Origin of the sequence: Puniceibacterium confluentis (assembly GCF_007923445.1) — a bacterium.
GTDB lineage: Bacteria > Pseudomonadota > Alphaproteobacteria > Rhodobacterales > Rhodobacteraceae > Puniceibacterium > Puniceibacterium confluentis.
Genome location: NZ_VOJI01000038.1, coordinates 1 through 23,968, shown reverse-complemented (window position 1 = coordinate 23,968; position 23,968 = coordinate 1). Strand labels below are relative to the sequence as shown.

General features: G+C 63.0%; 22 protein-coding genes. 11 read left to right on the top strand and 11 right to left on the bottom strand.

Annotation, left to right across the window (positions count from 1 at the left end):
- The first annotated feature begins 421 nt into the window (after positions 1-421).
- Together FOY53_RS21200 and FOY53_RS21195 are read left to right on the top strand one after the other, a co-directional pair.
- A complete protein-coding gene (locus FOY53_RS21200; protein ID WP_186766702.1) occupies positions 422-1,264 on the top strand; it encodes an HTD2 family dehydratase in 843 nt (280 codons plus the stop codon).
- Entirely contained in the window at positions 1,261-2,502 is a 1,242-nt protein-coding gene (locus FOY53_RS21195; protein WP_146592308.1) for a CoA transferase, read from the top strand. Before FOY53_RS21200 ends, FOY53_RS21195 begins: the two co-directional genes overlap by 4 nt.
- Positions 2,503-2,622: 120 nt before the next feature.
- Here FOY53_RS21195 and FOY53_RS21190 read toward each other — a convergent pair whose 3' ends face one another.
- The 3 genes from FOY53_RS21190 to atzF form a co-directional block, all read right to left on the bottom strand.
- Positions 2,623-2,841: a hypothetical protein gene (locus FOY53_RS21190; RefSeq protein WP_146592307.1), complete on the bottom strand. Its 219-nt coding sequence runs from the start codon at positions 2,839-2,841 to the stop codon at positions 2,623-2,625.
- A gap of 44 nt (positions 2,842-2,885) precedes the next feature.
- A complete protein-coding gene (locus FOY53_RS21185; protein ID WP_146592306.1) occupies positions 2,886-3,104 on the bottom strand; it encodes a hypothetical protein in 219 nt (72 codons plus the stop codon).
- Positions 3,105-3,719: 615 nt separating this feature from the next.
- Complete coding sequence (gene atzF, locus FOY53_RS21180; RefSeq protein ID WP_146592305.1) at positions 3,720-5,516, bottom strand: allophanate hydrolase; 1,797 nt, start codon at positions 5,514-5,516, stop codon at positions 3,720-3,722.
- Positions 5,517-5,637: 121 nt separating this feature from the next.
- On the opposite strand from atzF, the gene FOY53_RS21175 reads away from it, so the two are divergent.
- The 9 genes from FOY53_RS21175 (at position 5,638) to FOY53_RS21135 (ending at position 14,061) form a co-directional block, all read left to right on the top strand.
- Positions 5,638-6,534: a LysR family transcriptional regulator gene (locus tag FOY53_RS21175; RefSeq protein WP_186766701.1), complete on the top strand. Its 897-nt coding sequence runs from the start codon at positions 5,638-5,640 to the stop codon at positions 6,532-6,534.
- Between the two features lie 150 nt (positions 6,535-6,684).
- Positions 6,685-7,806: a BMP family ABC transporter substrate-binding protein gene (locus FOY53_RS21170; protein WP_146592303.1), complete on the top strand. Its 1,122-nt coding sequence runs from the start codon at positions 6,685-6,687 to the stop codon at positions 7,804-7,806.
- 1 nt (position 7,807) lies between these two features.
- Positions 7,808-8,917: an ABC transporter permease gene (locus tag FOY53_RS21165; RefSeq protein ID WP_146592302.1), complete on the top strand. Its 1,110-nt coding sequence runs from the start codon at positions 7,808-7,810 to the stop codon at positions 8,915-8,917.
- Positions 8,917-9,843: an ABC transporter permease gene (locus FOY53_RS21160; RefSeq protein WP_146592301.1), complete on the top strand. Its 927-nt coding sequence runs from the start codon at positions 8,917-8,919 to the stop codon at positions 9,841-9,843. Before FOY53_RS21165 ends, FOY53_RS21160 begins: the two co-directional genes overlap by 1 nt.
- 11 nt (positions 9,844-9,854) lie before the next feature.
- Positions 9,855-10,865 carry a formamidase gene (locus FOY53_RS21155; RefSeq protein WP_146592300.1) on the top strand — a complete coding sequence of 337 codons (1,011 nt, stop codon included), beginning with the start codon at positions 9,855-9,857 and terminating at the stop codon, positions 10,863-10,865.
- A complete protein-coding gene (gene biuH / locus FOY53_RS21150) occupies positions 10,862-11,542 on the top strand; it encodes a biuret amidohydrolase (RefSeq protein WP_146592299.1) in 681 nt (226 codons plus the stop codon). The genes FOY53_RS21155 and biuH overlap by 4 nt, the downstream gene beginning before the upstream one ends.
- Entirely contained in the window at positions 11,539-13,071 is a 1,533-nt protein-coding gene (locus FOY53_RS21145; RefSeq protein WP_146592298.1) for an ABC transporter ATP-binding protein, read from the top strand. Before biuH ends, FOY53_RS21145 begins: the two co-directional genes overlap by 4 nt.
- Positions 13,071-13,736, top strand: a complete 666-nt coding sequence (locus FOY53_RS21140) for a cysteine hydrolase family protein (RefSeq protein WP_146592297.1) — start codon at positions 13,071-13,073, stop codon at positions 13,734-13,736. Before FOY53_RS21145 ends, FOY53_RS21140 begins: the two co-directional genes overlap by 1 nt.
- Entirely contained in the window at positions 13,729-14,061 is a 333-nt protein-coding gene (locus tag FOY53_RS21135; RefSeq protein ID WP_146592296.1) for a cupin domain-containing protein, read from the top strand. Before FOY53_RS21140 ends, FOY53_RS21135 begins: the two co-directional genes overlap by 8 nt.
- A gap of 72 nt (positions 14,062-14,133) precedes the next feature.
- Here FOY53_RS21135 and FOY53_RS21130 read toward each other — a convergent pair whose 3' ends face one another.
- From FOY53_RS21130 to FOY53_RS21095, 8 genes are all read right to left on the bottom strand, one after another.
- Positions 14,134-14,514, bottom strand: coding sequence for a response regulator (locus FOY53_RS21130; RefSeq protein WP_186766700.1), 381 nt, complete (start codon positions 14,512-14,514; stop codon positions 14,134-14,136).
- A gap of 40 nt (positions 14,515-14,554) precedes the next feature.
- A complete protein-coding gene (locus tag FOY53_RS21125) occupies positions 14,555-16,015 on the bottom strand; it encodes a sensor histidine kinase (RefSeq protein ID WP_246107503.1) in 1,461 nt (486 codons plus the stop codon).
- A complete protein-coding gene (locus FOY53_RS21120; RefSeq protein WP_246107502.1) occupies positions 16,012-17,490 on the bottom strand; it encodes an ATPase domain-containing protein in 1,479 nt (492 codons plus the stop codon). The genes FOY53_RS21125 and FOY53_RS21120 overlap by 4 nt, the downstream gene beginning before the upstream one ends.
- Positions 17,491-18,077: 587 nt before the next feature.
- Positions 18,078-19,709 (bottom strand): dipeptide ABC transporter ATP-binding protein, encoded by a 1,632-nt coding sequence (locus FOY53_RS21115; protein ID WP_146592295.1) that lies wholly within the window; start codon positions 19,707-19,709, stop codon positions 18,078-18,080.
- Between the two features lie 5 nt (positions 19,710-19,714).
- Entirely contained in the window at positions 19,715-20,590 is an 876-nt protein-coding gene (locus FOY53_RS21110) for an ABC transporter permease (RefSeq protein ID WP_146592294.1), read from the bottom strand.
- The gene (locus FOY53_RS21105) at positions 20,587-21,624 is read right to left on the bottom strand and encodes an ABC transporter permease (protein WP_146592293.1); all 1,038 of its coding nucleotides are present in this window, start codon (positions 21,622-21,624) and stop codon (positions 20,587-20,589) included. Before FOY53_RS21105 ends, FOY53_RS21110 begins: the two co-directional genes overlap by 4 nt.
- A gap of 5 nt (positions 21,625-21,629) precedes the next feature.
- A complete protein-coding gene (locus FOY53_RS21100; protein WP_146592292.1) occupies positions 21,630-23,234 on the bottom strand; it encodes an ABC transporter substrate-binding protein in 1,605 nt (534 codons plus the stop codon).
- 303 nt (positions 23,235-23,537) lie between these two features.
- Positions 23,538-23,968: site-specific integrase (locus FOY53_RS21095; RefSeq protein ID WP_500690373.1), on the bottom strand; the 431-nt coding region annotated here is incomplete at its 5' end.

The window sequence follows — 23,968 nt, the reverse complement described above, 5'->3', positions numbered from 1 at the left end:
GTCGGCTCGGGCGTGGTTTCCAAAGTCCTCGAGTAAGGCGCCGCAAGGCACCCCCCGGCGACCCGCAAGGGACGCCGCACTTCCGAAAGACCCCGGACTCTGTGCCGGGGTCTTTTGCGTTGCAGAGACTTTTGCGTGTGAACAGGACGCTTCCGGTTGGACCAAACACCTTGCGGCGCCGAGCGCGGCTGATCGGGCGAGACACTTTCAAACAAAAATTTATCTGACCCGGACATAAAATGTCGTGCGCATTTTCAGATGCAGCATGGTGAATCCGCCTTTGACAACAACAACTAGGCGGCGCGAGGTGTGATTTTTCCTGTCTCCGGTATACCGTGGTATTCCTTTAACATGATGATTTTGTTTGATTTTTTCAGGACACCCTGTCAGTTTCCGCCGCAAGATACTGACAGGAACAACAATGAACAAAGTGACTGCTGCGGATTGGATCGGGCGCGAGGAAACGGTGCGGACCCGGCTTGATCCATCTCTTGCCGCGATGATGGCCGCGACGTTGGATCAGCCCGCCCCGAGCGACGGTGAGGTTCTGCCACAGCTGTGGCACTGGGCGGCATTTCCGGCGTTGGCGCCGATGCGCGGGCTGGGCGCGGACGGCCACCCGAAGCTGGGGGATTTCCTGCCGCCGATCGACCTGCCGCGCCGGATGCGCGCTGGCGGCGCCCTGACCTTTCACGCTCCGTTACATGTCGGCGAACGCCTGACGGCACATGCGCGGATCACCGACGTCGTGGAAAAATCCGGAGGCGCGGGCCGCATGGTTTTTGTGACCGTGCAGCATGACATCGCAGGCGAAAACGGATTGGCGATCTCGGAGCGGCAGGACATCGTCTATTTGCCGATGCCGGACAGCTTTCAGCCGCCGCGACCGCTGCCGGTGCCCACGGATCTGGTGATCGACGAGGTGCGGACAATGTCCGAGACCTTGCTGTTCCGCTATTCCGCCTGCACCTTCAACGCGCACCGCATCCACTATGACCGTGCCTATGCCGCCGAGGTCGAAAAGTACCCCGGTCTGATCGTGCATGGCCCGTTGCAGGCGACCTACCTGATCGATGCGGCGCGGCGCCAGAACGGATCGCCGCCGCGGCATTTCAAATTCCGCAGCGTCTACCCGATGTTTCACCACGATACCCTGCGGGTTCTGGCGCAGGCGCAGGCCGACGGCAGCCTGCAGATGTGCACTGCAACCGGATCTGCACACCAGAACATGCAGGCCACGGCAAGTTGGGAGGAGACAACATGAGCCAGATACTGAAAGGCATGCGGGTGGTCGAAGGGTCGGCCTTTGTCGCGGTGCCGCTTGCCGGCATGACGCTGGCGCAGATGGGCGCCGAAGTGATCCGCTTCGACCGCATCGGTGGCGGCCTGGATTCAACCCGCTGGCCCCTGGCGCCGAATGGGCAGAGCCTGTTCTGGGACGGGCTGAACAAGGGCAAGAAATCCATCGCGGTGGATATGCAAAGCCCGCGCGGGCGCGAACTCATCACCCGGATCGTGACCGCCCCGGGCGAGGACGCTGGCCTGTTCATCACCAACCTCGCGGTTCCGGGCTGGCTGGACCACGCCAGCCTGTCGCAACATCGCGCGGATATGGTGATGGTCACGCTGACCGGCGACCGGCACGGGCATCCGCAGGTCGACTACACCGTGAACCCGTCGCTGGGCATCGCGCATATGACCGGCCCCGAGGGCCACCCGGACCCGGTGGCACATGCGCTGCCGGCCTGGGACGTGGCGGCCGGACAGATGGTCGTCTCGGCCCTGCTCGCTGCCGAGCGGAACCGCCTGCGCCGCGGCGAGGGCCAGGACGTCACCCTGTCGCTCAAGGACGTCGCGGCCGCCACCATCGGCCACCTGGGTCTGATCGCCGAGGCGGCCCTGAGCGGGCAGGCACGGGGCAAAAGCGGCAATGCGCTTTACGGTGCCTATGGCCATGATTTTGTCTGCGGCGATGGCGAACGGATCATGGTGATCGGCCTGACAATCCGACAGTGGCAGGGGCTGGTCAAGATGACCGGCACCGGTGCCGCGATGGCGCGGCTGGCGGATTGCACGGGCCGTGACCTGTCGGACGAAGGTGCGCGCTACGCCCTGCGCCACGACATCACCGGAATTCTCAAGCCCTGGTTCGCGATGCGTCCCAGCAAGGTGGCCGGCATGGCCTGTGACAAGGCCGGGGTCACCTGGTCGCAGTTTCGAACCGTGCCCCAAGCCCTGGCGCAGGATCCGGACCTGTCCGAGGAGAACCCGATGTTCCGGATGATGGACCATCCCGGGGTCGGCCGTTACCCGGTGCCGGGCACGCCGGTGAATTTTTCCGGATACAGCCGCACGGAGCCGGTTCTCGCTCCGGCGCTGGGGGCTGATACCGAAGAAATTCTGAGTGCCGTGGCCGGAATCAGCGATACCGAAATTGCCGATCTGTTCGATGCCGGCATTGTGCAGTCTTCCGGTCGCCCCGGCGTTCTGTCCGCCGCCTGAACCCGAGCTTCACCACATGGAAAAAGCCGCCTCCGAAACGGGGCGGCTTTTTCTGCTGGGCTGTCCTGCACCGGGTTCAGAGTGCAGGACAGCGGCTTTCACGGGGGGAAAGGTGCATGTTCAGTTGGTGAACTGCTGGATCAGTGCCCGCTTTTCGCCTTCGCTGTCGCCGGAGTAGGCGATGGCCAGCAGGCTGTTGACCTGTGCGTCGCTCAGCGCCGAAACTTCGATGCTCGGTGCGTAGCGCTGCAGGGTGACTTCCTGCGCGGTCGAGGCTGCCGAAGCGGCGCCGGCCAGGGTGGAGAGGGCGAGGGCGGAGAGGATAAGCGTGCGTTTCATTTTCATGGTCCTTGCGTTTGGAAGAGGGTGTGGCTGTTGCCGGTTCAGTTGGCGAACTGCTGGATCAGCGCCCGCTTTTCGCCTTCGCTGTTGCCGGAGTAGGCGATGGCCAGCAGGCTGTTGACCTGTGCGTCGCTCAGCGCCGAAACTTCGATGCTCGGTGCGTAGCGCTGCAGGGTGACTTCCTGCGCGGTCGAGGCTGCCGAAGCGGCGCCGACCAGGGTGGAGAGGGCGAGGGCAGAGAGGAGAAGGGTGCGTTTCATTTTCATTGTCCTTTGTGCTGTGACCCCGGGAGCGTTTCCCAGCGGCCGGGATTGTGTTTGTCGGCGTTTGCTTCCGATGGAGTACAGTTAGTGCGCTCTTCCCGCAGTTTGAAATCACGAAACGTCCGCATGAAATCACGCGCATTTGTACTTGATGTGAAAGGGTTTTTTGCCTTTGATGTGCAAAATTGCACAGGCAAGGTGCGGTCCATGATCGCAAGGGAATTGGCGCCACGGGGCGTGTTTCAGTCGCTCGCAATTTCCGTGACACGGGCGGAGCCGGTCGCCGCAAAACCGCGTGTCACGATGATGTGTGACGGGCACCGAGGCCGGTTTGTGCGGGATTTCTGCCGGGCCATTGCCGGGGAAGGCCCGGCATCAGCACGAATCCCCACCGGTGCGCCGGGAGGCATCGCGGAAACTCGGGCCCCGGACGAGCGTGGACCGCACCGCCGAGAGCGGTCTCTGCCCTCAGGCGGTCACTTCTGCCGACCCGGGGGGTGGCCACTTGCGCCAGGCGAAACATGCGGCGTTTCGAGAATCCGGGGGGGGGATTTAGGAGTCGAGGCCGGCGGCGCGGCAAACGGGCCGCCAGGCGGTAAGCGCGCGGCCCTGTCAGCCGGGACTGGACGCGAGGTAGACGCGCCAGTCCCCGGTGTCGGTGATATCGGCACCGGCCTCGGTGGCGATCGCTTCGCACAGAAACCCCTGCACCTGAGAGCCATCGTCAAGCTCGATGGTGCCAAGCCCAAGCGGCGACGGGATGCCCGCGAGGAAACCCCCGACCTGTTCGAACGGCAGGGACCACAGCTCGAGCGCGATCGGCGCCCCCGAGCCTGCCGGCCCGCGGGTCAGGCCCGGGCGGGCGGGCGGCCCGCCTGCCAGAGCATGGAACCGGTACGCATCGCTGGTGCGGGCGGTGCGCAGAAAATGGCCCCCACGCTCGGTCAACTGATGATTGAGCGGCAGACCGGACATATGCGCGCCGCAGACGGCAAGGGTGAATCTGTCCGGCCCGGCAGGCGGCAGTTGCGGCGGCGGCACAAAGGCCCAGTCCGTCGCGCCAAGGCTCCGCGCGCCCGCCGCTTCCAGCGCGAGCGCAGCCGCGGCCAGTTTGGCGTCGTCCCCCGCCTGCGCCAGCAGCGTGACGCTGCCGGGGCGGCCGTCGGCCCGTGGCGGCGTCGGCACGGCCAATCCGCACATGTCGAGCAGATTGACAAAATTCGTGTAGGTGCCGTTGTTGGAGTTGGGTCCGATCGGGTCCGCTTCCAGCTCAGCGACGGTGTGGAATGTCGGCATCGTCGGCACGCAGAGCATGTCGATCCCCGTCAGCACGGATTCGGCAGCGCGGGCCAGTTCCTTCAGCCGGTACATCCCGCGGAAGGCGTCAGCCGCGGTCAGCGTTTCGGCCTTGCAGATGATCTGGCGGATGACCGGCAGGATTGCGTCGGGATCACGTCGCAGCAGATCCTCGATCACGGTGTAGCGTTCGGCAACCCAGGCACCTTCGTAGAGCATGGTCGCCACGTCGTAGAGTGGCGTAAAGTCGATCTCGCGGATGTCAGCCCCCTGTGCGCGCAAGAGGTCCACAGTGGCGGCAAAGGACTGTTCCTGCACCCTGTCGCCGAGAAACCTGATGGTTTCGCCGCTGGGGATGCCGACGACCGCCGGTTCGGACGATGCCGTCATGGGCGGCGCTTTGACCTGGCGGGCATAGGCGTCACCCGGGTCGTAGACGCAGGCGGCCTGAAAGGCGGTGTAGGCATCGGAAACGGTCAGGGCAAAAATCGAGACTGTCTCGATCGAGCGGCAGGCCGGCACCACCCCGGTGGCCGAGAGGGCCCCGAGCGTGGGTTTCAGGCCGACAATATTGTTCAGAGCGGCGGGGACGCGGCCCGAACCGGCGGTGTCCGTGCCCAGTGAAAACGCGACGATGCCATGACCCACCGCCACGGCCGATCCCCCTGACGAGCCGCCGGGCACAAGCTCGGTGTCTATGGAATTGAGCGGCGCGCCGTACGGCGTGCGCACGCCGACCAGCCCGGTTGCAAACTGGTCGAGGTTGGTCTTGCCGACAAAAATCGCCCCTGCGGCCCGCAGCCGTGCGACGACAAAGGCGTCTGCATCCGGGGTATAGGCAAACGCCGGGCAGGCGGCTGTCGTCTCGTATCCCGCCACGTCGATGTTGTCCTTGACTGCGAAGGGAACCCCCCACAGCGGTTTTGACGCATCAAAGTCCCCCAAGGCGGCGGCTTCGGCAAACAACTCTGCCTCGGTCGGTCTGGCGAGGAAGATACCAGGATCATTCACCGCGGCGATCCGGGCCAGGACCTGCGCCACGACATCCTTTGGCGTGACACCGCTTTGATAGGCAGCGCGAAGATCGGGGATGGTCATTCTGAGATCGGGCATGCAGGTACTTTCTTCACTTGGGCAGTTGGCCATTGGCGGTATAGGTCCACGGTTGCATCGCTCAGTTCAATTGCTAAGATTTCACAAAACCGATGCAAAAAATGCAGCGCAGGAGCCGGGCTTGAAACATCTTCAGACTTTCCGCTTCATCGAGAGCGTCGCCAGGGCGGGGTCGATCCGCAAGGCGGCGGACGATATGAACATCACCGCCTCAGCCCTGAACCGCCGGGTTCAGCGCTTCGAAGAGGAATTCGGCTGCGTGATTTTCGAACGCCTGCCGCGTGGCGTCCGGCTCAACCCGGCGGGGGAGTTGTTGATGCAGCATTACCGGGCGCAGGCGTCGGATCTGCGCCGGGTGCAGAGTCAGGTTGCGGATCTGTCGGGCGAAAGACGCGGGCATGTGACGATCGCCTGCTCTCAGGGGTTGGTCCCCTACTTTCTGCCGGCCCAGATTGCCGCCTACCGGCAGGGCCACCCCGGTGTGACCTTCTCGGTGCAGGTGCGGGACCGCGAGGCTGCCGAGCGGGATCTGGCCACCTTCAGCAGCGACCTGGCACTGGTGTTCGAACCGGTGCATCTGGTCGATTTCGAAGTGCTCACACATATTCCGCAGATCATTCACGTGGTGATGCGGCGTGACCATCCTCTGGCATCAAAGCCCGAGATCAGGCTGCGCGACTGCCTCGACTACCCGCACCTGCTGCCCACGTCGAGCTATGGGGTCCGCGCCCTGCTGGATCTGGCGGCAGCGCGGGGATCCCGGCCGTTGCGGCCCATCGTTGAATCCGACAGTTTCGATTTCATGCGCCACTACGTGCGTCACGAACGCGCCGTGGCCTTCCAGATTCCGATCGGGCTGCGCATCGACCCGGAAGACGAGATCCTGTCCCGCCCGATTTCCACCCGCGATGTCCCGGCGGGAAGTCTTTTGCTCGGGCAGATGCGCGGGCGAAGCCTGCCAGTGGCCTCGGCCCGTTTCGCGCAGGGTCTCGCCAAGGCTTTGGAAGCGATCGTCTGACGTCACTCAAGTGCTGGTTGAGTGCTGCATTTTTTGCATCGCTTCGACAAAAAAACAGCAGACGTCAACACCGCTCAAACCCGGTAACTTCCGAATCATGGAATTGATGCTCCTGCATGACAGGAGCGAGACTTGATCTGGAGCTTGGCTATGACCCATCTGAAACCCATCAACCGCCGGACTTTCCTGGGCACCACCGCCGCCGCCTTTGGTGCGACCGCATTTGGCGGGGTGGCGCAGCCCGCAATGGCCGCGGGGGATCTGACGGTCGGATTCATCTACGTCGGACCCAAGGACGACTTTGGCTACAACCAGTCCCATGCCGAAGGCGCCGCAGCGGTCAAGGCCATGGCCGGTGTGACCGTGCTGGAAGAGGAAAACGTCCCCGAAAGCCAGGACGTCCAGAACACCATGGAATCCATGATCAACTTTGACGGCGCGACGCTGCTGTTTCCGACCTCGTTCGGCTATTTCAACCCGCACATCCTTGAGCTCGCTCCGAAACACGAGGGCGTCCGCTTCGAGCATTGCGGCGGCCTGTGGTCCGAAGGCAACCCGGGCAACGCCGGATCGTATTTCGGCTATATCGGCATGGGGCAATACCTGAACGGCGTCGCCGCGGGCCATGCGACGAAATCGAAAAAGATCGGCTTTGTCGCCGCCAAACCCATTCCGCAGGTTCTCAACAACATCAACTCGTTCCTGCTCGGTGCGCGGTCTGTGGATCCGACAATCACCTGTCAGGTGATCTTTACCGGAGAATGGTCGCTCGCGGTCAAGGAGGCCGAGGCCACCAACGCGCTGGCGGATCAGGGCTGCGATGTCATCACCTGCCATGTCGACGGACCCAAGGTTGTCTGTGAGACCGCCGTGGCGCGCGGAGCCTATGTCTGCGGCTACCATGCCGATCAAAGCCCGCTCGCGGGTGACATGTACTTGACCGGCGCCGAGTGGAACTGGGCCAGCGTCTATACCGACATGGTGACCAAGACGATGGCGGGCACACCGATCAACAACTTCGTGCGCGGCGGCCTTGCCGATGGCTTCATCAAGATGAGCCCGCTGGGGCCCGCCGTATCGGATGCCGCCCGCGCCCAGTTCGAAGCGACCAGGGCAGACATCGTGGCCGGAAACTTTGCCGCCATCAAGGGCCCGCTGAAAGACAACAAGGGCAACGTCATCGCCGCCGAGGGTGAGGCCTTCGTGGAAACCGACGTAGCGCTGGAAAGCATGGATTATCTGGTCGAAGGTGTTCTCGGATCGACCAGCTGAGATGAGCAGCCTTGAGCACAGCCCGGTGCAGACCCGTCCGACCGGGGCACGGTTCCTTGCCGGTCTGATGCCCCGGGCCGAAGCTGTCGCGATCCCGGTCGGTGCGTTGCTCGCCGGGTTCGCGGCCTTCAGCGTCTTCCTGCTGTTCGTCGGCAAATCGCCCGTCGAATTCTTTGCGCTGGTGTGGAAGGCCGGGTTTTCGTCGGCGTTTTCGTGGCAGAACACACTGTCGCGGGTGGCGCCGCTGGTTCTCGCCGCGCTGTGTGTGGCGCTGCCGGCCAGGCTGGGGCTGGTGGTGATTGGCGGTGAGGGCGCCATCGTGCTGGGCGGACTGGCTGCGGCCGTCACCGGCACCGCGGCCGCAGGACTGCCCGCCGGTGCGGGGATGATGGCAATGGTGCTGGCGGGAATGGCGCTGGGCGGGCTGTGCATCGGCGCCGTCGGCGCGCTGCGGATCAAGCGCGGGGTGAACGAAACGATTTCCTCGCTGCTGATGGCCTATATCGCCATCGCCCTGCTGAACCATTTTGTCGAAGGTCCGTTCCGCGATCCCGCGTCCCTCAACAAACCGTCCACCGCCCCTCTGGCCGAGGCGCTGCGGGTTGGAGACATGCCCTTCATCGCCGCCCATTGGGGTGTTCTGGCGGGGGTGGCGGCCTGCCTGATCAGCTGGATCCTGATTGAACGCACGACGCTGGGCTTTGCCGCCCGCATCGCCGGGGACAACGTGCGGGCGGCGCAGGTCCAGGGGTTGCCGGTTAGCCGTCTGGTCATCGGCTTTTCCGCGCTTGGCGGGGCCTTTGCCGGCCTCGCGGGCTATTTCGAGGTCGCCGCGGTGCACGGTTCGGCCAATGCATCGCTGATCGCCGGCTATGGCTATACCGGCATCCTTGTCGCTTTTCTGGCGCGGCACAATCCGTTGGCAATCCTGCCCGTGGCGATCCTTCTGGGCGGATTCGAGGCGTCGAGCGGCCTGATCCAGCGCCGCATGGATCTGCCCGACGCCACCATACTCGTGTTCGAAGGCATGGTCTTTGTCATCATCCTGCTGAGCGAAATGCTGTACGGCCGCCTGCGCGCCTTTACCCCCGGCTTTTGGGAGACCCGCTGATGGAACCTGTGGAAATCGGCCTCTGGGGGGTGCCGCTGGCGATCCTGGGCGGCGCGATCCGGGTGTCGACGCCCTTCATCTTTGTCTCGCTCGGGGAATGTCTGACCGAGCGGTCGGGGCGGATCAACCTTGGCCTCGAAGGCACCCTGGTTTTTGGCGCGATGAGCGGGTACGCCATCGCCTTCGAAACCGGGAACCCGTTTGCCGGGGTGCTCGCGGCTGCGCTTGCGGGGGCCTGCTTTGGCGTGCTGCATGGCTGGATCTGCAAGTTCAAGGGGGTGAACGATATTGCCGTGGGCATCGCGATGATGCTGTTGGGCATGGGGCTCGCCTTCTTTTTCGGAAAACCCTACATCCAGCCGCAAGCGCCGGACCTGCCTGCCATCGCCCTGGGCTGGTGGTCGGACATACCGCAGGTCAGGGCCGCGTTGCAGGTCAATGTTCTGTTCATCGCCGGTGGCCTGCTGGCGGTGGCCATGGCGTGGATGTTCCGCACCACGCGCATCGGGCTGATCGTGCGCGTTGTCGGTGACAGCACCGATGCGGCGCGGGCCATGGGGCTGAACCCCGATCTGGTCCGCCTGCTGGCCACCGCTGCGGGTGGCGCGCTTGCCGGCGTCGGCGGAGCCTACCTGTCGCTCTACTATCCCGGCAGCTGGACCGAGGGGATTTCGTCGGGGCAGGGCCTGATGGCCATCGCGCTGGTGATCTTTGCCCGCTGGAACCCGATCAACTGTTTCTGGGCAGCACTGCTGTTCGGCGGGGCGGGCGCGCTGGGACCGGCGCTGCAGTCGGTGGGCATCTCGCAGGGCTACTATCTGTTTTTCGCCGCCCCCTACGTGCTGACGCTGGGGCTGCTGATCCTGACCAGTTCACCGGACCGTGCCATGCAGGGCGCGCCACTGGAACTGAGCCTGACAAAATAGGGAATATCGCAATGAACGGCCTGGGTGGTTTGAACAAATCCGAAAACGGAGTGGTGATCGGTCTGGTACAGCTCAGGCTGCCGGTGGTCGAAACCAGGGCGGACCTCGCCGCACAGACCGCCCGCGTGGTGGAACTGGTCGGCAAGGCGCGGCGCAACCTGGGCACCATGGATCTGGTGGTCTTTCCCGAATACATGCTGCACGGGCTGTCGATGGACACCAATCCCGACATCATGTGCACCATGGACGGGCCCGAGGTGGCGGCACTGAAGCAGGCCTGCGTCGACAACGCCATCTGGGGGTGCTTTTCGATCATGGAGGCCAATCCCGGCGGGTATCCCTACAACACCGGGCTGATCATCGACGACCAGGGCGAGGTGCAGCTTTATTACCGCAAGATGCACCCCTGGGTTCCGGTCGAGCCGTGGGAGCCGGGGGACACCGGCATCCCGGTCTGTACCGGACCGAGGGGCGCGCGGATCGGGCTGATCATCTGCCATGACGGCATGTTCCCGGAAATGGCGCGCGAGGCCGCCTACAAGGGCGCCGAGATCATGATCCGAACCGCCGGATATACCGCGCCGATCCGCGAGGCCTGGCGTTTTACCAACCAGTCCAACAGCTTCTGCAACCTGATGATCACCGCCAATGTATGCATGTGCGGATCCGACGGCACCTTCGACAGTATGGGCGAGGGCATGATCATCGACCACGAGGGACGTGTGATCGCCCACGGCAAGACGGGGCGGGCGGACGAGATCATCACCGCCGAGGTCCGCCCCGATCTGGTGCGCGAGGCCCGCGCCGGTTGGGGTGTCGAAAACAACCCCTACCAGTTCGGGCATCGTGGCTATGTCGCCGTCAAGGGCGGCGCGCAGGACTGTCCCTATACCTACATGACCGATCTGGCCGCCGGTGCCTACCGCGTGCCGTGGGAAGATCAGGTCAGGGTCACGGACGGCACCGGTTTCGGGTTTCCCAAACCCAACCGCAAGTTCGGCGAAAAGGAACCCTGCCAATGACCACCATCGCCTCCACGCCCTATGCATGGCCCTACAACGGGGATCTTCGTCCCGAAAATACCGCGCTGATCGTGATCGACATGCAGACGGATTTCTGCGGTACGGGCGGCTATGTCGACCACATGGGGTATGACCTGTCGCTGACGCAGGCGCCGATCGAACCGATCAAGGCGCTGATGGCCGAAATGCGGTCCAAGGGGTATCACATCATCCACACCCGCGAGGGGCACCGCCCGGATCTGGCGGACCTTCCGGCCAACAAACGCTGGCGCAGCCGGCAGATCGGTGCGGGCATCGGCGATGCCGGTCCCTGCGGCAGGATCCTGATCCGTGGCGAACCGGGCTGGGACATCATTCCCGAACTTTACCCGCTGGATGGCGAAGTGATCATCGACAAGCCGGGAAAGGGCAGTTTTTGCGCCACGGACCTTGAGCTGATCCTGCGCACCCGTGGCATCGAAAACCTGATCCTGACCGGGATCACCACCGATGTCTGCGTCTCGACCACCATGCGCGAGGCCAATGACCGCGGTTATGAATGTGTGATCGTGCAGGATTGCTGTGGTGCGACCGATCCCGAGAACCATGCCGCCGCGATCAGGATGGTCACCATGCAGGGCGGCGTCTTTGGCGCGGTCACCGACAGCGCCAGCCTGATTGCAGGGCTGCCCGCATGAGCCGTGTGCTGCAGACCGAAGGCGGCGCCATCAGCGTCGAGGCGCTGCACATGACCATGCGCTTTGGCGACTTTACCGCGCTGGACGATGTCTCGATCAACATCCCGGCAGGCAGCTTCCACGCGCTGCTGGGGGAAAACGGTGCGGGAAAGTCGACGTTGGTGAAATGCATCATGGGCTTTTACCACGCCACCAGTGGCGAGCTTCTGGTCGCCGGCCACGAGGCCTTCATGAGCGATCCGAAAGTGGCGCAGTCGCTGGGGCTGGGCATGGTGTATCAGCATTTCACACTGGTGCCGTCACTCACCGCCGCTGAAAATCTGGTGATCAGCCGCACCGACACGCCCGCCGTGATCGACTGGCGCAAGGAACGGGATGCGCTTGATGCCTTCATGGCGACGATGCCGTTTGTGGTGCCTCTGGATCAGCCGGTCAGCCGGCTGGCGGCGGGGGAAAAGCAGAAGCTGGAAATCATCAAGCAGCTGTACCTTGGCAACCGGTTCCTGATTCTGGACGAACCGACTTCGGTTCTGACGCCTGCCGAGGCCGACGAGGTGTTGGGCCATGTCCGGGCGCTGACCACGGCGGGAAAGATCACCGTGCTGATGATCACACACAAGTTCCGCGAAGTGACGGCCTTTGCCGACGATGTCTCGATCCTGCGCCGGGGCAGATATGTCGGCGGCGGATCCGTCGCTGACCTGAGCGTCGCGCAGATGAGCAGCGCAATGATGGGCGAGGCCCCGGTGGCCAGCAAACGGATCCGGGAGACCACCGAAAAACAGCCGCTGCTGACGCTGCACGGGGTCAAGGCGCAGGACCGCACCGGTCTGAAGAATATCGAGATCGACTCGGTCACGCTGCATTCGGGCGAGATACTGGGCATCGCGGGGATTTCCGGCAACGGTCAGATGGAACTGATGGAGGTGCTGACTGGCCAGCGCCGCCGCGACAGCGGCGAGATCACCGTGAACGGCACGCCTTACGGTGCCACCCGCGCCGAGGCACGCACCCACCAGATCCGCTATCTGCCGGAGGAACCCTTGCGCAACGCCTGCGCCCCGCGCATGAGCGTGGCCGAGAACCTGGCATTTCGCATGTTCGATACCGGCAGGGACGGCAGGCCGAGCTTCTGGAAGGACGGCCGCGCCATCGCCCGCAATGCGGCCGAGCTGATCGGCGCCTTTCAGGTCAAGACATCCTCGCCCGCGGCACGCATCGCCGCGCTGTCCGGCGGCAACGTGCAGCGTGCGGTGCTGGGCCGCGAACTGACCGGAGATGTCAGGGCCCTGATCATTTCGAACCCCTGCTTTGGTCTGGATTTCGCCGCCGTGTCGGCGATCCGCGACCGTTTGATCGAGGCCCGCAACCGTGGCACGGCAATTCTTCTGATCAGCGAGGATCTGGATGAGATCATGGAACTGTCCGACCGCATTCTGGTGATGTCCGAAGGACGGATCGCCTTTGAGACGCCGATCGCCACGGCAGACGTCGCAGAAATCGGACGCCACATGGCGGGGCACAGCTGATGCACAGGATCGCGGCTCAGCCTTTCGAATTTCCGTTCCAACCGGACCGGATCGCGTTGGTGGTCATTGATATGCAGCGCGATTTCATCGAACCCGGCGGCTTTGGCGCCAGTCTGGGCAATGACGTCGGGCTGCTTCAGGCAATCCTGCCGACGGTGGAAAGACTGCTGCACGGGTTTCGGGCCGCGGGCCTGCCGATCTTTCACACCCGCGAATGTCATCTGCCGGATCTGTCGGATTGCCCGCCCGCAAAGCGGCTGCGGGGTGCTCCTGCGCTGCGGATCGGCGATGCCGGGCCGATGGGCCGCGTCCTGATCGCGGGCCAGCCCGGCGCCGACATCGTGCCCGCGCTGGCGCCGCTTCCGGGCGAGGTTGTCATCGACAAGCCGGGGAAGGGGGCGTTTTATGCCACCGCGCTGGGCGAGATGCTGACCGGTCTCGGCATCCGGCAGCTTGTTTTCGCCGGGGTCACCACCGAGGTCTGCGTGCAGACCACCATGCGCGAGGCAAACGACCGCGGCTATGACTGCCTGATCGCGACCGATGCAACCGAAAGCTATTTTCCGGCCTTCAAAGCCGCTGCCATCGACATGATCATCGCACAGGGTGGCATCGTCGGCTGGGCCGCAACAACTGATCAGATCCTTGAGGCCCTCGATGATTGAGCCAAGAATATTTGCCGGGTTGCTGCCCGATGACTGGGCCAGCATGCCGTTCGAGCCGTTTCGCGAGGGGGTGGAAATATGTCACCTCTGGCGCGGCGGGCCTGATGTGGCCATGCTGCGCTACGCCCGGGGCGCTTCGGTTCCGCGCCACCGGCACGCCGGACTTGAGACCATCCTGGTGTTGTCAGGCAGCCAGAGTGACGAGAACGGCCGCTACTACGCCGGATCGCTCGCGTTCAATCCGGCAGGTTCGATCCACACCGTCTGGTCCGAGGACGGCTGTACAGTTCTGATCCAGTGGGAAAAACCGGTCGAGTTCATTTGACAGCGGGTTTGGCGGCACAGCCGTGCAATCGACCGGACCGGAGGCACAACAGTTCAGCGGGGATGTCCGGGGTCACTGCCGGTCGGCAATATCCTGCAATGTCCTGGTGACCTGGCTCGAGGCATAGGGTTTGGAAAAGAACATCGCACCTTCGGGCATTCCGACCTTCTCGATCTCGACAACGCCGGACGCAATGACGATGGCAACCTGCGGCCAGCCCTGGTGGACGTGGGCTGCGAGCTGCAGACCATCCATGCTGCCGGGCATATCAATGTCGGTAAAGAGAATGCCGATATCGCTGTGGGTTTCCATGATCGTGATGGCGGCGGCTGCGGTGCCGGCTTCATAGGTCCGAAAGCCGGCATCGCCGATCATGTCGACGGCATCCATCCGTAACAGCGGTTCGTCTTCAACGATCAGAACGGCAGGACGCTTCTTGATGTCTTGGGTCATTCCTGTCCTGTTCCTTCTGCGGGCATTCAAAGACTTGGGGCTATTGCGTCAGACCCGTCAGCGGGGCTCTGAGCTTGAAAGTCAAACCGTCTGGATCGTAGATCAGTTCCGTGCGTCCGTTGAAATACCCGGCGAGCGCCTGTTCAATCATGCGGCTTCCAAAACCACGGCGGGTCGGCGCCGCAACGGGTGGTCCGCCGCTTTCCGTCCAGACCATTAAAAAGCTGTCCTGCTCGTCGCCGGTCTCGATGCTCCACGACACGTGAACGACGCCTGACTCGATCGACAGCGCGCCGTACTTGGTGGCATTTGTCGACAGTTCGTGCAGCGCCATCGTCAACGCCAGCGCCTGCTTTGACCCGATCAACAGATCAGCCCCCTGGACAACAAAGCGGCGGTTGCCAGAGTGGTGCGGTGCCAGCGCTGCCTCGACGACTTCACAGATGTGGGTTTCGGTCCACGCGGCCTTGATGAGACGGTCATGGGCCAGCGCCATCATGCCAAGGCGCGACTGGATCGAGGACTGCGCATCCTGAAGGTTCTCGGCCTGGCGCAGCGTCTGGGACACCATGGCATTCACCATGGCCAGCGTATTCTTCACCCGGTGGTTCATCTCTGCCAACATCAGCTGGCGCTGCTCCTCGGCCAGCTTGATCTGGTGAATTTCCGTACAGCTGCCATACCAGCGCTCGATCTTGCCGGTTTTGTCGAACACCGGCTGGGCCCGTCCGAGAACCCAGCGATATTCGCCGGACCGATGCCTCAGCCGGTATTCCACCTCGTAAGGTTCGCCGGTTTTCAGACTGTGCCGCCAGAGGCCCCACGCCTTTTCCCGATCGTCAGGATGGAACATTTGGCTCCAGGCGTCGCCGTCGGTCGATCCTGCCGGAACGCCGGTGAATTCATACCAGCGGTGGTTGTAGTAGTCGTGGTATCCGTCGGGCAGTGTCGACCAGATCATCTGGTCAATGAAATCGGCGATGGCGTGGAACTTTGCCTCGCTTTCAAACAGTTGGCGTTCGCCTTGCTGCAATTTTTCCATGTGACCGCGGGCGTCGTGCTGGCGGCTTCTGGCGGTCAGGGCCGAGCGCACCGCCCGGATGAGTTCTTCGGCATGAAGCGGTCGAGACAACAGAACCGCGTTGCGCAGGGAATCCATCTGCCGCGTAGCTCTGGCAGACCTGTTCGTGACGGAGCCGTTGGACAGAACGACAAACGGCACATCAGACCATGATGGCTGGTTATCTAGCGCCTCGTTGACCGCTTCGCCTCCCACTCCGCTCAATGCCTCTTCGGTGATCAGAATGACGCCGATCCGCCGCTCGATAAGCTCGGCCAGGGCCTCGAGAGAGGGCACGGCAATTGCGGTGATGTCTTCCTTTTTCAGCAGGTGCCCCGCGACGGCGGCATCCCGGCCCCGGGGCGCCAGGACAGCCACTGCGGACGATATATCTGGAGGGTCGCCCTGATCCGGTGCAGGGCGCGTCAACCGTTCGTTCACCTCTCCACAGCCCCTGCATGGTCATCGAGTGGCAGCAATTCGCCATTCGTCCGGTTATATACCGGAGATCCGGACAAAATTCCCGAGAAGCTGCGGATCGGCTCACCGATCGAGATGCCGTTCTTGTCAATCCGGAGCTCACGAATGCTGTGTTCGTGATCAGATGTCCGGGTCTTGATAACCGAGATTGATTTGCGGACCTCGCCATGTGCCTCGAAGAACCGCAACAACAGGACGGTGTCCGCGAGGTAGCTGATATCGATGTCCGACCGCAGGTCACCGGTCACCCCGTGCTGTCCGAGGATCATCAGCGAAACAACCCCTTGCTGCGCAAGGTAGCTGAGCAGTTCATGCATCTGCAACACGAGAAAATCGTCGCTGGGCATCGCGTGAAGGTAGGCATTGAGACTGTCGATCACGACGACGCTGACATCGTCTTTTTCCACCGCGATGCGCACCGCGCTTGCGAATTCTCCCGGCGACAGCTCGGCGGGATCGATTTGACGGATCTCAAGCTGACCGCTGTCAACGTATGGCTGCAGGTCCATGTCCAGCGCCCGCGAGCGGATCAGGAGCGTCGACAGCCGTTCATCAAAGAGAAAGTAGGCCGCTTTCTGACCGCGTTTCAGGGCCGCGATCATGCACCGCACCGCCGTCGTCGTCTTGCCGACACCCGCTGGTCCGGCAAGCAAGGCGTTGGTTCCGGGAACAAGTCCGTCGCCCAGAAGGGCGTCCAGTTGCGGCAACCCCGTGGTCACCGGCTCGATCGAATAGTCGCGGTGATGGTGCGCGGCGATCAGCCGGGGATAGACGCACAGGCCGCCGCGTTCGATGGTAAAGTCGTGATAGCCGCCATGATATTTCAGCCCGCGCATCTTGACCACACGAAGGCGCCGGCGTTCCGATCCATAGTTGTTGGCCAGCTGTTCCAGCGAGATGACACCATGCGCGATGGAATGCAGTTGCAGATCACCAGGCTCTGCCGTGCGATCATCAAGCATCAGAACCGTGCACTTTCTCCGGGCGAAAAAGTGCTTCAGCGCCAGAATCTGACGGCGATAGCGCAGCGCATTCTGCGCGAGCAAGCGCAATTCGGACAGGCTGTCGAGCACGACCCGTGTCGGGTTGGTCTTTTCCACCAGCTCGATGATCCCGCGCACCGTTTCGCCCAGCTCGACTTCGCTTGGATGCAGAAGTGACTGTTCGTGGTCCGTGCTGAATTCGTCTTCGGGCACCATCTCGAACAGGTCAATTCCCGACAGTGTCCAGTCATGTGACTGTGCCACGGCTTTCAGCTCGTTGACGGTTTCGGACAGGGTGATGTAGAGGGCCGGCTCTCCCGCGTCCCTCCCCACCATCAGGAACTTGAGCGCGAGCGTGGTTTTTCCGGACCCGGGAGTGCCTTCCACCAGATAAAGCCGATGCGGGGTAATTCCGCCCCGAAGCACCTGATCCAGGCCCCACGTTCCTGTCACAAGCCTTTGCTGCGGGTCTGAAGATCTGATGTCGTGCATAATACCCATCACTGTGTTGCACCCTCAAAGTAGCGCTTGATGCGCGGCGACGACGTCCGTGAACCGACCTCGACATACCGTAGCAGATAGCGCTTTGGCAATTCAGGCAAATAGTGTGACCCGGCATTTTTTCCAAGTTGCCGACAGGGAAATTTCTAGCCGAACCGGTGTCATGCCTGTCAATCGGCCCGCAACTTTGACCGGCCAAATGTGACGCAATGTGCTCCGTTGCACACGGTTTGGCGGCGCGCTGCGGCGCAGACCCGATCCAGAGCCGCCGTAACGGATCCGCGGGCCGGATGGCGACACTGCCGGGTTTCGGACAGTCGGCTCTCGTTGCCAGATCCGACGATGTCACAAATCTGAGTGTGGCGCTCACGCCGCCCCCGTCCCAGAGCTTGCTGGATGAATCCGTCCGGGCATCGGCGATGTCTGTCACCCGGTTTGTGCATCTGGCCCCCGGGAGCCCGACAACGCTTCCATCAATAGAAAGTCCGCCTTGCGCGGCGGTTTGTGATGCATGCGCTGGGGGGCGTGGCGGATGCGTTTCAGGCCAACTGGCGGCGGGCGGGCGGTTTCGGGGCGGCAGCCAGCAAAGCCTTTGTATAGGCGTTCTGCGGGTCGGTCATAACCCGAGTCACCGGACCCTGTTCGACAATTTCGCCCGCCCTCATCACGATCACATGGTCACAGAGCAGCGCAACGACGTGCAGGTCGTGGCTGACGAATAGGTAGGTCATGCCGAGTTTGGCGCGCAGGTCGACCAGCAGGTTCAGAACGACGGCCTGGATCGAGACGTCGAGGGCGGCGGTGGGTTCATCGAGGATCAGGAACTTCGGTTCCAGCGCGACGGCGCGGGCGATGCCAACGCGCGCCTTCTGCCCCCCGGAAAGCTGGTGGGGAAAGCGGTCGAGCAATGGCAGGGGCAATCCGACAAGCGTGGCCAGTTCTTCGATCCGTGCCGCCAGCGGCGCGGCGCGCAGGGCGCCCAGACGCCGCAGCGGTTCGCCGATGGCCTGACGCGCAGTGTGGCGCGGATTCAGACTGTCGGTGGCATCCTGAAACACCATCTGAATCTCGGCGCGGCGCGGGTTGCGGGCAAAACCCTGAGCGGGGATGCCGGCGATGTCCTGCCCGTCAAAGATGATGTCGCCGCTGGTTGCATCCATCAGCCGCACGAGGATTTCCGAGGTGGTGGATTTGCCGCATCCGCTTTCGCCAACCAGACCGACACTCTGCCCCTGCCTGATGCTGAAGGAGATTCCCCTGACCGCATGAACCGGACCGGCCATGCCCTTGAAGGTCTTGGTCAGGTTGCTCACCTCGAGCAGCGGACGGTCGTGCACCTGATGCGGCAGTTCCGCCTTGCGTTCCTCGGGGGGCAGCAGGCTGCGGATGCCTTCGCCCATGCGCGGCGTCGCATCGACGAGCTTGCGGGTGTAACTGTGCTGCGGATCACTGAATATCCGGGCGGGATCGCCCTGTTCCACGATCAGCCCGTCCTTCATCACCATGATCCGGTCGCAGTATTGTGCCGCCAACCCGAGGTCATGGGTGATCAGGATGCTGCTCATGTTGCGGGCGCGGATGAGGTCGCGGACAAGTTCCATCACGGCCTGCTGTGTGGTGATGTCGAGTCCCGTGGTCGGTTCGTCCGCGATCAACAGCCTGGGATCGCAGGCCAGGGCAATGGCACAGACGACACGCTGGCACATTCCCCCCGACAGTTCAAAGGGATAGGCGTCATAGCGGGCCTCGGCGTCGTTGATGCGCACATCCTCAAGTGCCTTGATTGCCTTGGCCCGCGCATCGTGACGGGTGGCCCGGGCATGTCGGCGCAGCACGTCCTCGATCTGGTGGCCGACCTTGCGGATCGGGTTCAGCGCGGCGCGCGGGTTCTGGAAGATCATCGAAATCTCCCGCCCGCGGATGTCGCCCATATCCCTCTCGGCCACGCGGCGCAGGTCGATCCCGGAATAGGTTGCCTCTCCGGCCTTGATCCTGCCGCCGGCATCGAGAATGCGCATCAGCGCATAGGAGGTCACGGATTTGCCCGAGCCGCTTTCGCCAACGATTCCCAGGATCTCACCTTTGGCCAGATCAAAGCTGATGCCGCGCACCGCTTCCACGGTGCCACGCCGGGTCTGGAACGACACGGCCAGGTTCTTGACGCTCAGCATGGCTCTCAGGTCCTTTTGCGGGGATCGACGATGTCGCGCAGACCGTCGCCCAGAAGGTTGAAGGTAAAGACCGCGATCATCAGCCACAGGCCCGGAAAAACCGCCAGCCACCATTCACCGGACACGATGAAGTTTGCGCCCTCTGCCACCATGATCCCCCATTCCGGTGTCGGGGGGCGCACGCCCAGCCCGATGAAGGACAACCCCGCCGCATTCAGGATCGCCCAGCCAAGGTTGAGCGAAACCTGCACCATCATCGGCGGCAGCGCGTTGGGAAAGATGTGCATCGCCAGCACGCGAATGTCGGAATTGCCGGTCAGCTTCGCAGCCTGGACAAAGCCCGCGTTGCGGCGAATGTTGACTTCGGCGCGCACAAGGCGGGCATAAAACGGCACGTTGATGATGGCGGTGGCGTAGATGATGTTCTCGATCGTATTGCCAAGCGCGGCGACAATGCCCATCGCCAGCACGAACAACGGAAAGGCCATGATCGTGTCGAGGAGGCGGTTCAGCACGATATCGAGCCATCCACCCCAGTAACCGGCAGTGGCCCCCAGGACCGAGCCGAGGACAAAGGACAACGCGACGGCGGCGACCGAGATTGCCAGGTCCAGACGGGTGGCGACGATGACACGGCTGAACACGTCCCGCCCGACGTTGTCCGTGCCGAACCAATGCGCCCAGGACGGCGCCTGAAGGGCGTTCTTCGCATCGGTCTGGAGAGGATCGTAGGGCACCAGGGCCGGGCCGAAGACCGCGGAAAGCACAATCATTGCGAACATCGCAAACGCCAGCAGGGTCACCGGGTTGGCGCGCAGGACATAGATCAGATGATCAAGGGTGCCGGACGTTCTGGTCAACTTTACCGGGATATCAGTCATTTTGCAGCAAACCCGAAACGTGGATCGATCACGGAATACAGCAGGTCGATCACCAGATTGAGCGCAACGAACAGCAGCGCCATGGCCAGCACAAACCCCTGCACCGCGGCATAATCCGACACCACCAGCGCCTCGACCGCATAAGAGCCGATGCCGGGCCAGGCAAAGACCTTCTCCACCAGCACATTGGCCCCCAGAGCGAAGGAGAATACCATGCCCAGCGTCGTGACCACCGGCAGCAGGGCATTCCGGAAAGCATAGGCGTATAACACCGTGCCGCGGGACAGGCCCGCCGCGCGTGCCGTGCGGATGAAGTCCGACGACAGAGCCGTCAGCATCGCCGCCCGCGTCATCCGCGCGATCGGAGCGAGCGTGAACAGCGCCAGCGTGGTGGACGGCAGGATCAGCTGTTTCGCGGCCCCGCGCCAGGTTTCCCAGTCGCCGGTGAGGGCGGCATCAATGAGGTAGAAACCCGTGACATGGTCGGGCGCGAGGTAGATGAAATCCAGACGTCCCAGCGGCGAAGGCGCGACTCCGAGCAGGTAGTAGAAAATATAGATCAGCAGGATGCCGGTAAAGAACGTCGGCAACGAGACGCCGGCCGTCACCAGCACCCGGCACAGGTGATCGACCCAGGAACCGGGGCGGGTGGCTGCCAGAATGCCCAGCGGAATGGCGAGGCCGCAGGACAGCACCAGCGCTGTAAGCGTCAGTTCCAGAGAGGCGGGCAGGCGGCTGACCAGGTCCACCGCCACCGGCCGACCGCTGGAAATCGACTGACCAAGATCGCCATGAGCAAGGTCGGTAACATACAGAAGGAACTGCTGTAGCAGCGGCTTGTCCAAGCCCAGGGCTTCGCGCACTTCCTGAATCGAGGCTGCGTCCGCCGCCGCCCCTGCAAAATAGGCTGCCGGATCGCCGGGCAGTGCACGGGTGAGCAGAAAGCTGATCACCACGACACCGAGGACGACCGGGATTGACTGCGCGACGCGAAAGGCGACGGCGCGCAGCCGGGAGTATGCGGCGGCGGACATGATGTTCAGACGGCCGACAGAGGGCGGACGTCAAGCTGGCGATGGAACCAGAACTCGTACCCCTCGGCGCCGTTTGTCGCGACGTTGAGCGCCGGCTGATACAGGGGAATACGCGGCAGTTCCTCGAGCACGATTTCGAACATGCGCTTGATCTTGGGGGCATATTCGGGGTCGTCCATCGGCATGTGCAGGGTGGCGCTTACCAGCTCCTCGATCTCGTCATTGCGGTAATTGGACGAATTGAACAGGTGCCCCTCCTGATAGGCCCAGAAAAAGTAGTAGTCTGGCGTGTTCAGCCAGCCGCCGAAGTTTTCCAGATGCAGCGGCAGGCGCTTTTCCACCAGAGCCGCGGTGCGCCAGTTGGCGCCGGGTATCTTTTCGATCTCCGCGACGATGCCGATCTGGGCCAGGCTCTCCTGAATGAGAAGGGCCGCCGGTTCCATCCAGGAGGCCAGGTCGAGGCTGATCGACAGCGGCACCTCGAACCCGTCGGGGAAACCGGACTTGGCCATATGCGCCTTGGCCTTGTCGATGTCGGTGTAATACTGCGTCTTGCGCGGCCAGGCCGTATCTCCGATCGCCGCTTCGCCCCCCCAGAGTGGCGCGCCGCGCCCGTAGGCCGCCGCCTGAAAGATATCCTCGTAAGGCACCGCATAGGCGACAGCCTTGCGCACATCCGGATCCTGGAATGGCTCGAAATTCGTGTTGCAGCACAGGCAGTGAATGCAGTTCTCGACGGGCGTCGAATAGACATCCACAATCTCGGCCAGTTCGGCGGCATCCTTGTCGGGAATGTCGAACGACATATGCACATCCCCCCGTTCGATCAGGGCGCGGCGGGTGGCGGGGCTGGGAACTTCGCGCACGACAATGCGCTTGACCGCCGGGACAGGGCCGCCGACCCAATCGTCGTTGCGCTCATAGACCAGCTGCTCGCCAGGGGTCCAGCGCAGCACCTTGAACGCGCCCGAACCTGCCGGTGTCGTGTGCAGGTATTCCATGGCCCAGGGATCGTCCGCGGTTGCATTTGCCTTTGCCAGTGCCGAGTTGATCACGAAGGGCACCGGCACGGCCAGATCGGGGATCGCCAGCTTGGACGGACGGTCCAGCGTGATGACAAAGGTCTCCGCATCGGCAGCTGCGAACTGCTCGGGACGTTCGAGCCCGCCGGCCTTCATCTGCACGGTCGGAAATCCGCCGACCGAAACCGCCCTGTCAAAGGACCATTTCACATCCTCGGCCGTCACCTTGCTGCCGTCCCAGAAGGTGGCGTTCGGCTTGATCTTGAAGGTAAGCGTCAGCCCGTCTTCCGAAACGGTCCAGCTCTCGGCCAGTTCCGGCACAACCGTGTCGTAATCGTAGGAATAGCCGCCACCGGGTGCTTCCTTGGTGCCAAAGGACACCAGCCTGTCATAGCAGTTCACCGCCACCTGGTAGGAGGCACGGTTGGTGCCGGTGCGGTGCAGGTCCAGCGAGTTGATTGTCTGCCCGGTGGCGACCACCAGAGTGTCCGCACCCTGTGCGGCGGCGGGCAAAACGCGCAGAAACGGCAAGATCGACGCCCCTGCCATGCCCATTTTCAAAAGGTTGCGTCGTGTCGTTTCGGTCATGGCAAAGCCTCTCGTTGCAGTTTGCGAATCCGTGCATTCGGCACTTGAGGGAAAGGGTGCGCTGGACCAGCGTAAACTTCTATTGCTATATTTTCAGTGTGGCGGTGCATTTTTTGCATCGCACGCCCGGCTGGCGATGATTGTGAACCATTTGCGGAACATCGACTGGATACCGGCAGGGGCGCGAGTGCCCGATGACAGCGTGAGGGCGCAAATGACTTCTGGTAGCATGAACCACCTTCACGCCTACTTCGAGGCTGGCTACGCGGAACCGAGCTTAGCGAGGCTCAAGCCTGCAGTCTGTCAAATATCGTATTTGGGTAACTTCTGGATTTCCCGCCAGAGCACCTTCAGGGTCGTTTCGCCGTAGTTGGTGCTGGCTCTTCCGTCCTCGTGTCCCGTGAACGCGTCACTGTATTCCGGCGCTATATCGACCTCCCGCGCGATGGTCTTGAAGCGATGCCGCCAGCCATGGCTGGGCCAGACGCCGGGGTCGGACACGCCAGCAACTTCCCGGACCCAGATGCCGACTTTCTTTCCTGCGTTCTTGGCGCGCGTCACCAAGTCCTCGCCTGCTTTTTTCGCGGCATAGAACAACGGCCCATCAACTTGCGACCGAATGAAGCCGGGAAGACCCATTTCGATCAGGTGCGGATGTGACCTGCGACCCAGCTCTCCTCCAGTCTTTGGAAGAATCCGTGTATTGATTTCTGACCTCATGCGGCCTGCTGTTG

Bases quoted from the DNA above. Each gene is read 5' to 3' on its own strand.
- FOY53_RS21130 (WP_186766700.1), bottom strand. From the start codon at position 14,514: ATGACCCAAGACATCAAGAAGCGTCCTGCCGTTCTGATCGTTGAAGAC.
- FOY53_RS21165 (WP_146592302.1), top strand. From the start codon at position 7,808: ATGAGCAGCCTTGAGCACAGCCCGGTGCAGACCCGTCCGACCGGGGCA.
- FOY53_RS21145 (WP_146592298.1), top strand. From the start codon at position 11,539: ATGAGCCGTGTGCTGCAGACCGAAGGCGGCGCCATCAGCGTCGAGGCG.
- FOY53_RS21110 (WP_146592294.1), bottom strand. From the start codon at position 20,590: ATGACTGATATCCCGGTAAAGTTGACCAGAACGTCCGGCACCCTTGAT.
- FOY53_RS21115 (WP_146592295.1), bottom strand. From the start codon at position 19,709: ATGCTGAGCGTCAAGAACCTGGCCGTGTCGTTCCAGACCCGGCGTGGC.
- FOY53_RS21185 (WP_146592306.1), bottom strand. From the start codon at position 3,104: ATGAAACGCACCCTTCTCCTCTCTGCCCTCGCCCTCTCCACCCTGGTC.
- FOY53_RS21100 (WP_146592292.1), bottom strand. From the start codon at position 23,234: ATGACCGAAACGACACGACGCAACCTTTTGAAAATGGGCATGGCAGGG.
- FOY53_RS21190 (WP_146592307.1), bottom strand. From the start codon at position 2,841: ATGAAACGCACGCTTATCCTCTCCGCCCTCGCCCTCTCCACCCTGGCC.
- FOY53_RS21140 (WP_146592297.1), top strand. From the start codon at position 13,071: ATGCACAGGATCGCGGCTCAGCCTTTCGAATTTCCGTTCCAACCGGAC.
- FOY53_RS21105 (WP_146592293.1), bottom strand. From the start codon at position 21,624: ATGTCCGCCGCCGCATACTCCCGGCTGCGCGCCGTCGCCTTTCGCGTC.
- FOY53_RS21200 (WP_186766702.1), top strand. From the start codon at position 422: ATGAACAAAGTGACTGCTGCGGATTGGATCGGGCGCGAGGAAACGGTG.
- FOY53_RS21155 (WP_146592300.1), top strand. From the start codon at position 9,855: ATGAACGGCCTGGGTGGTTTGAACAAATCCGAAAACGGAGTGGTGATC.
- atzF (WP_146592305.1), bottom strand. From the start codon at position 5,516: ATGCCCGATCTCAGAATGACCATCCCCGATCTTCGCGCTGCCTATCAA.
- biuH (WP_146592299.1), top strand. From the start codon at position 10,862: ATGACCACCATCGCCTCCACGCCCTATGCATGGCCCTACAACGGGGAT.
- FOY53_RS21170 (WP_146592303.1), top strand. From the start codon at position 6,685: ATGACCCATCTGAAACCCATCAACCGCCGGACTTTCCTGGGCACCACC.
- FOY53_RS21135 (WP_146592296.1), top strand. From the start codon at position 13,729: ATGATTGAGCCAAGAATATTTGCCGGGTTGCTGCCCGATGACTGGGCC.
- FOY53_RS21160 (WP_146592301.1), top strand. From the start codon at position 8,917: ATGGAACCTGTGGAAATCGGCCTCTGGGGGGTGCCGCTGGCGATCCTG.
- FOY53_RS21195 (WP_146592308.1), top strand. From the start codon at position 1,261: ATGAGCCAGATACTGAAAGGCATGCGGGTGGTCGAAGGGTCGGCCTTT.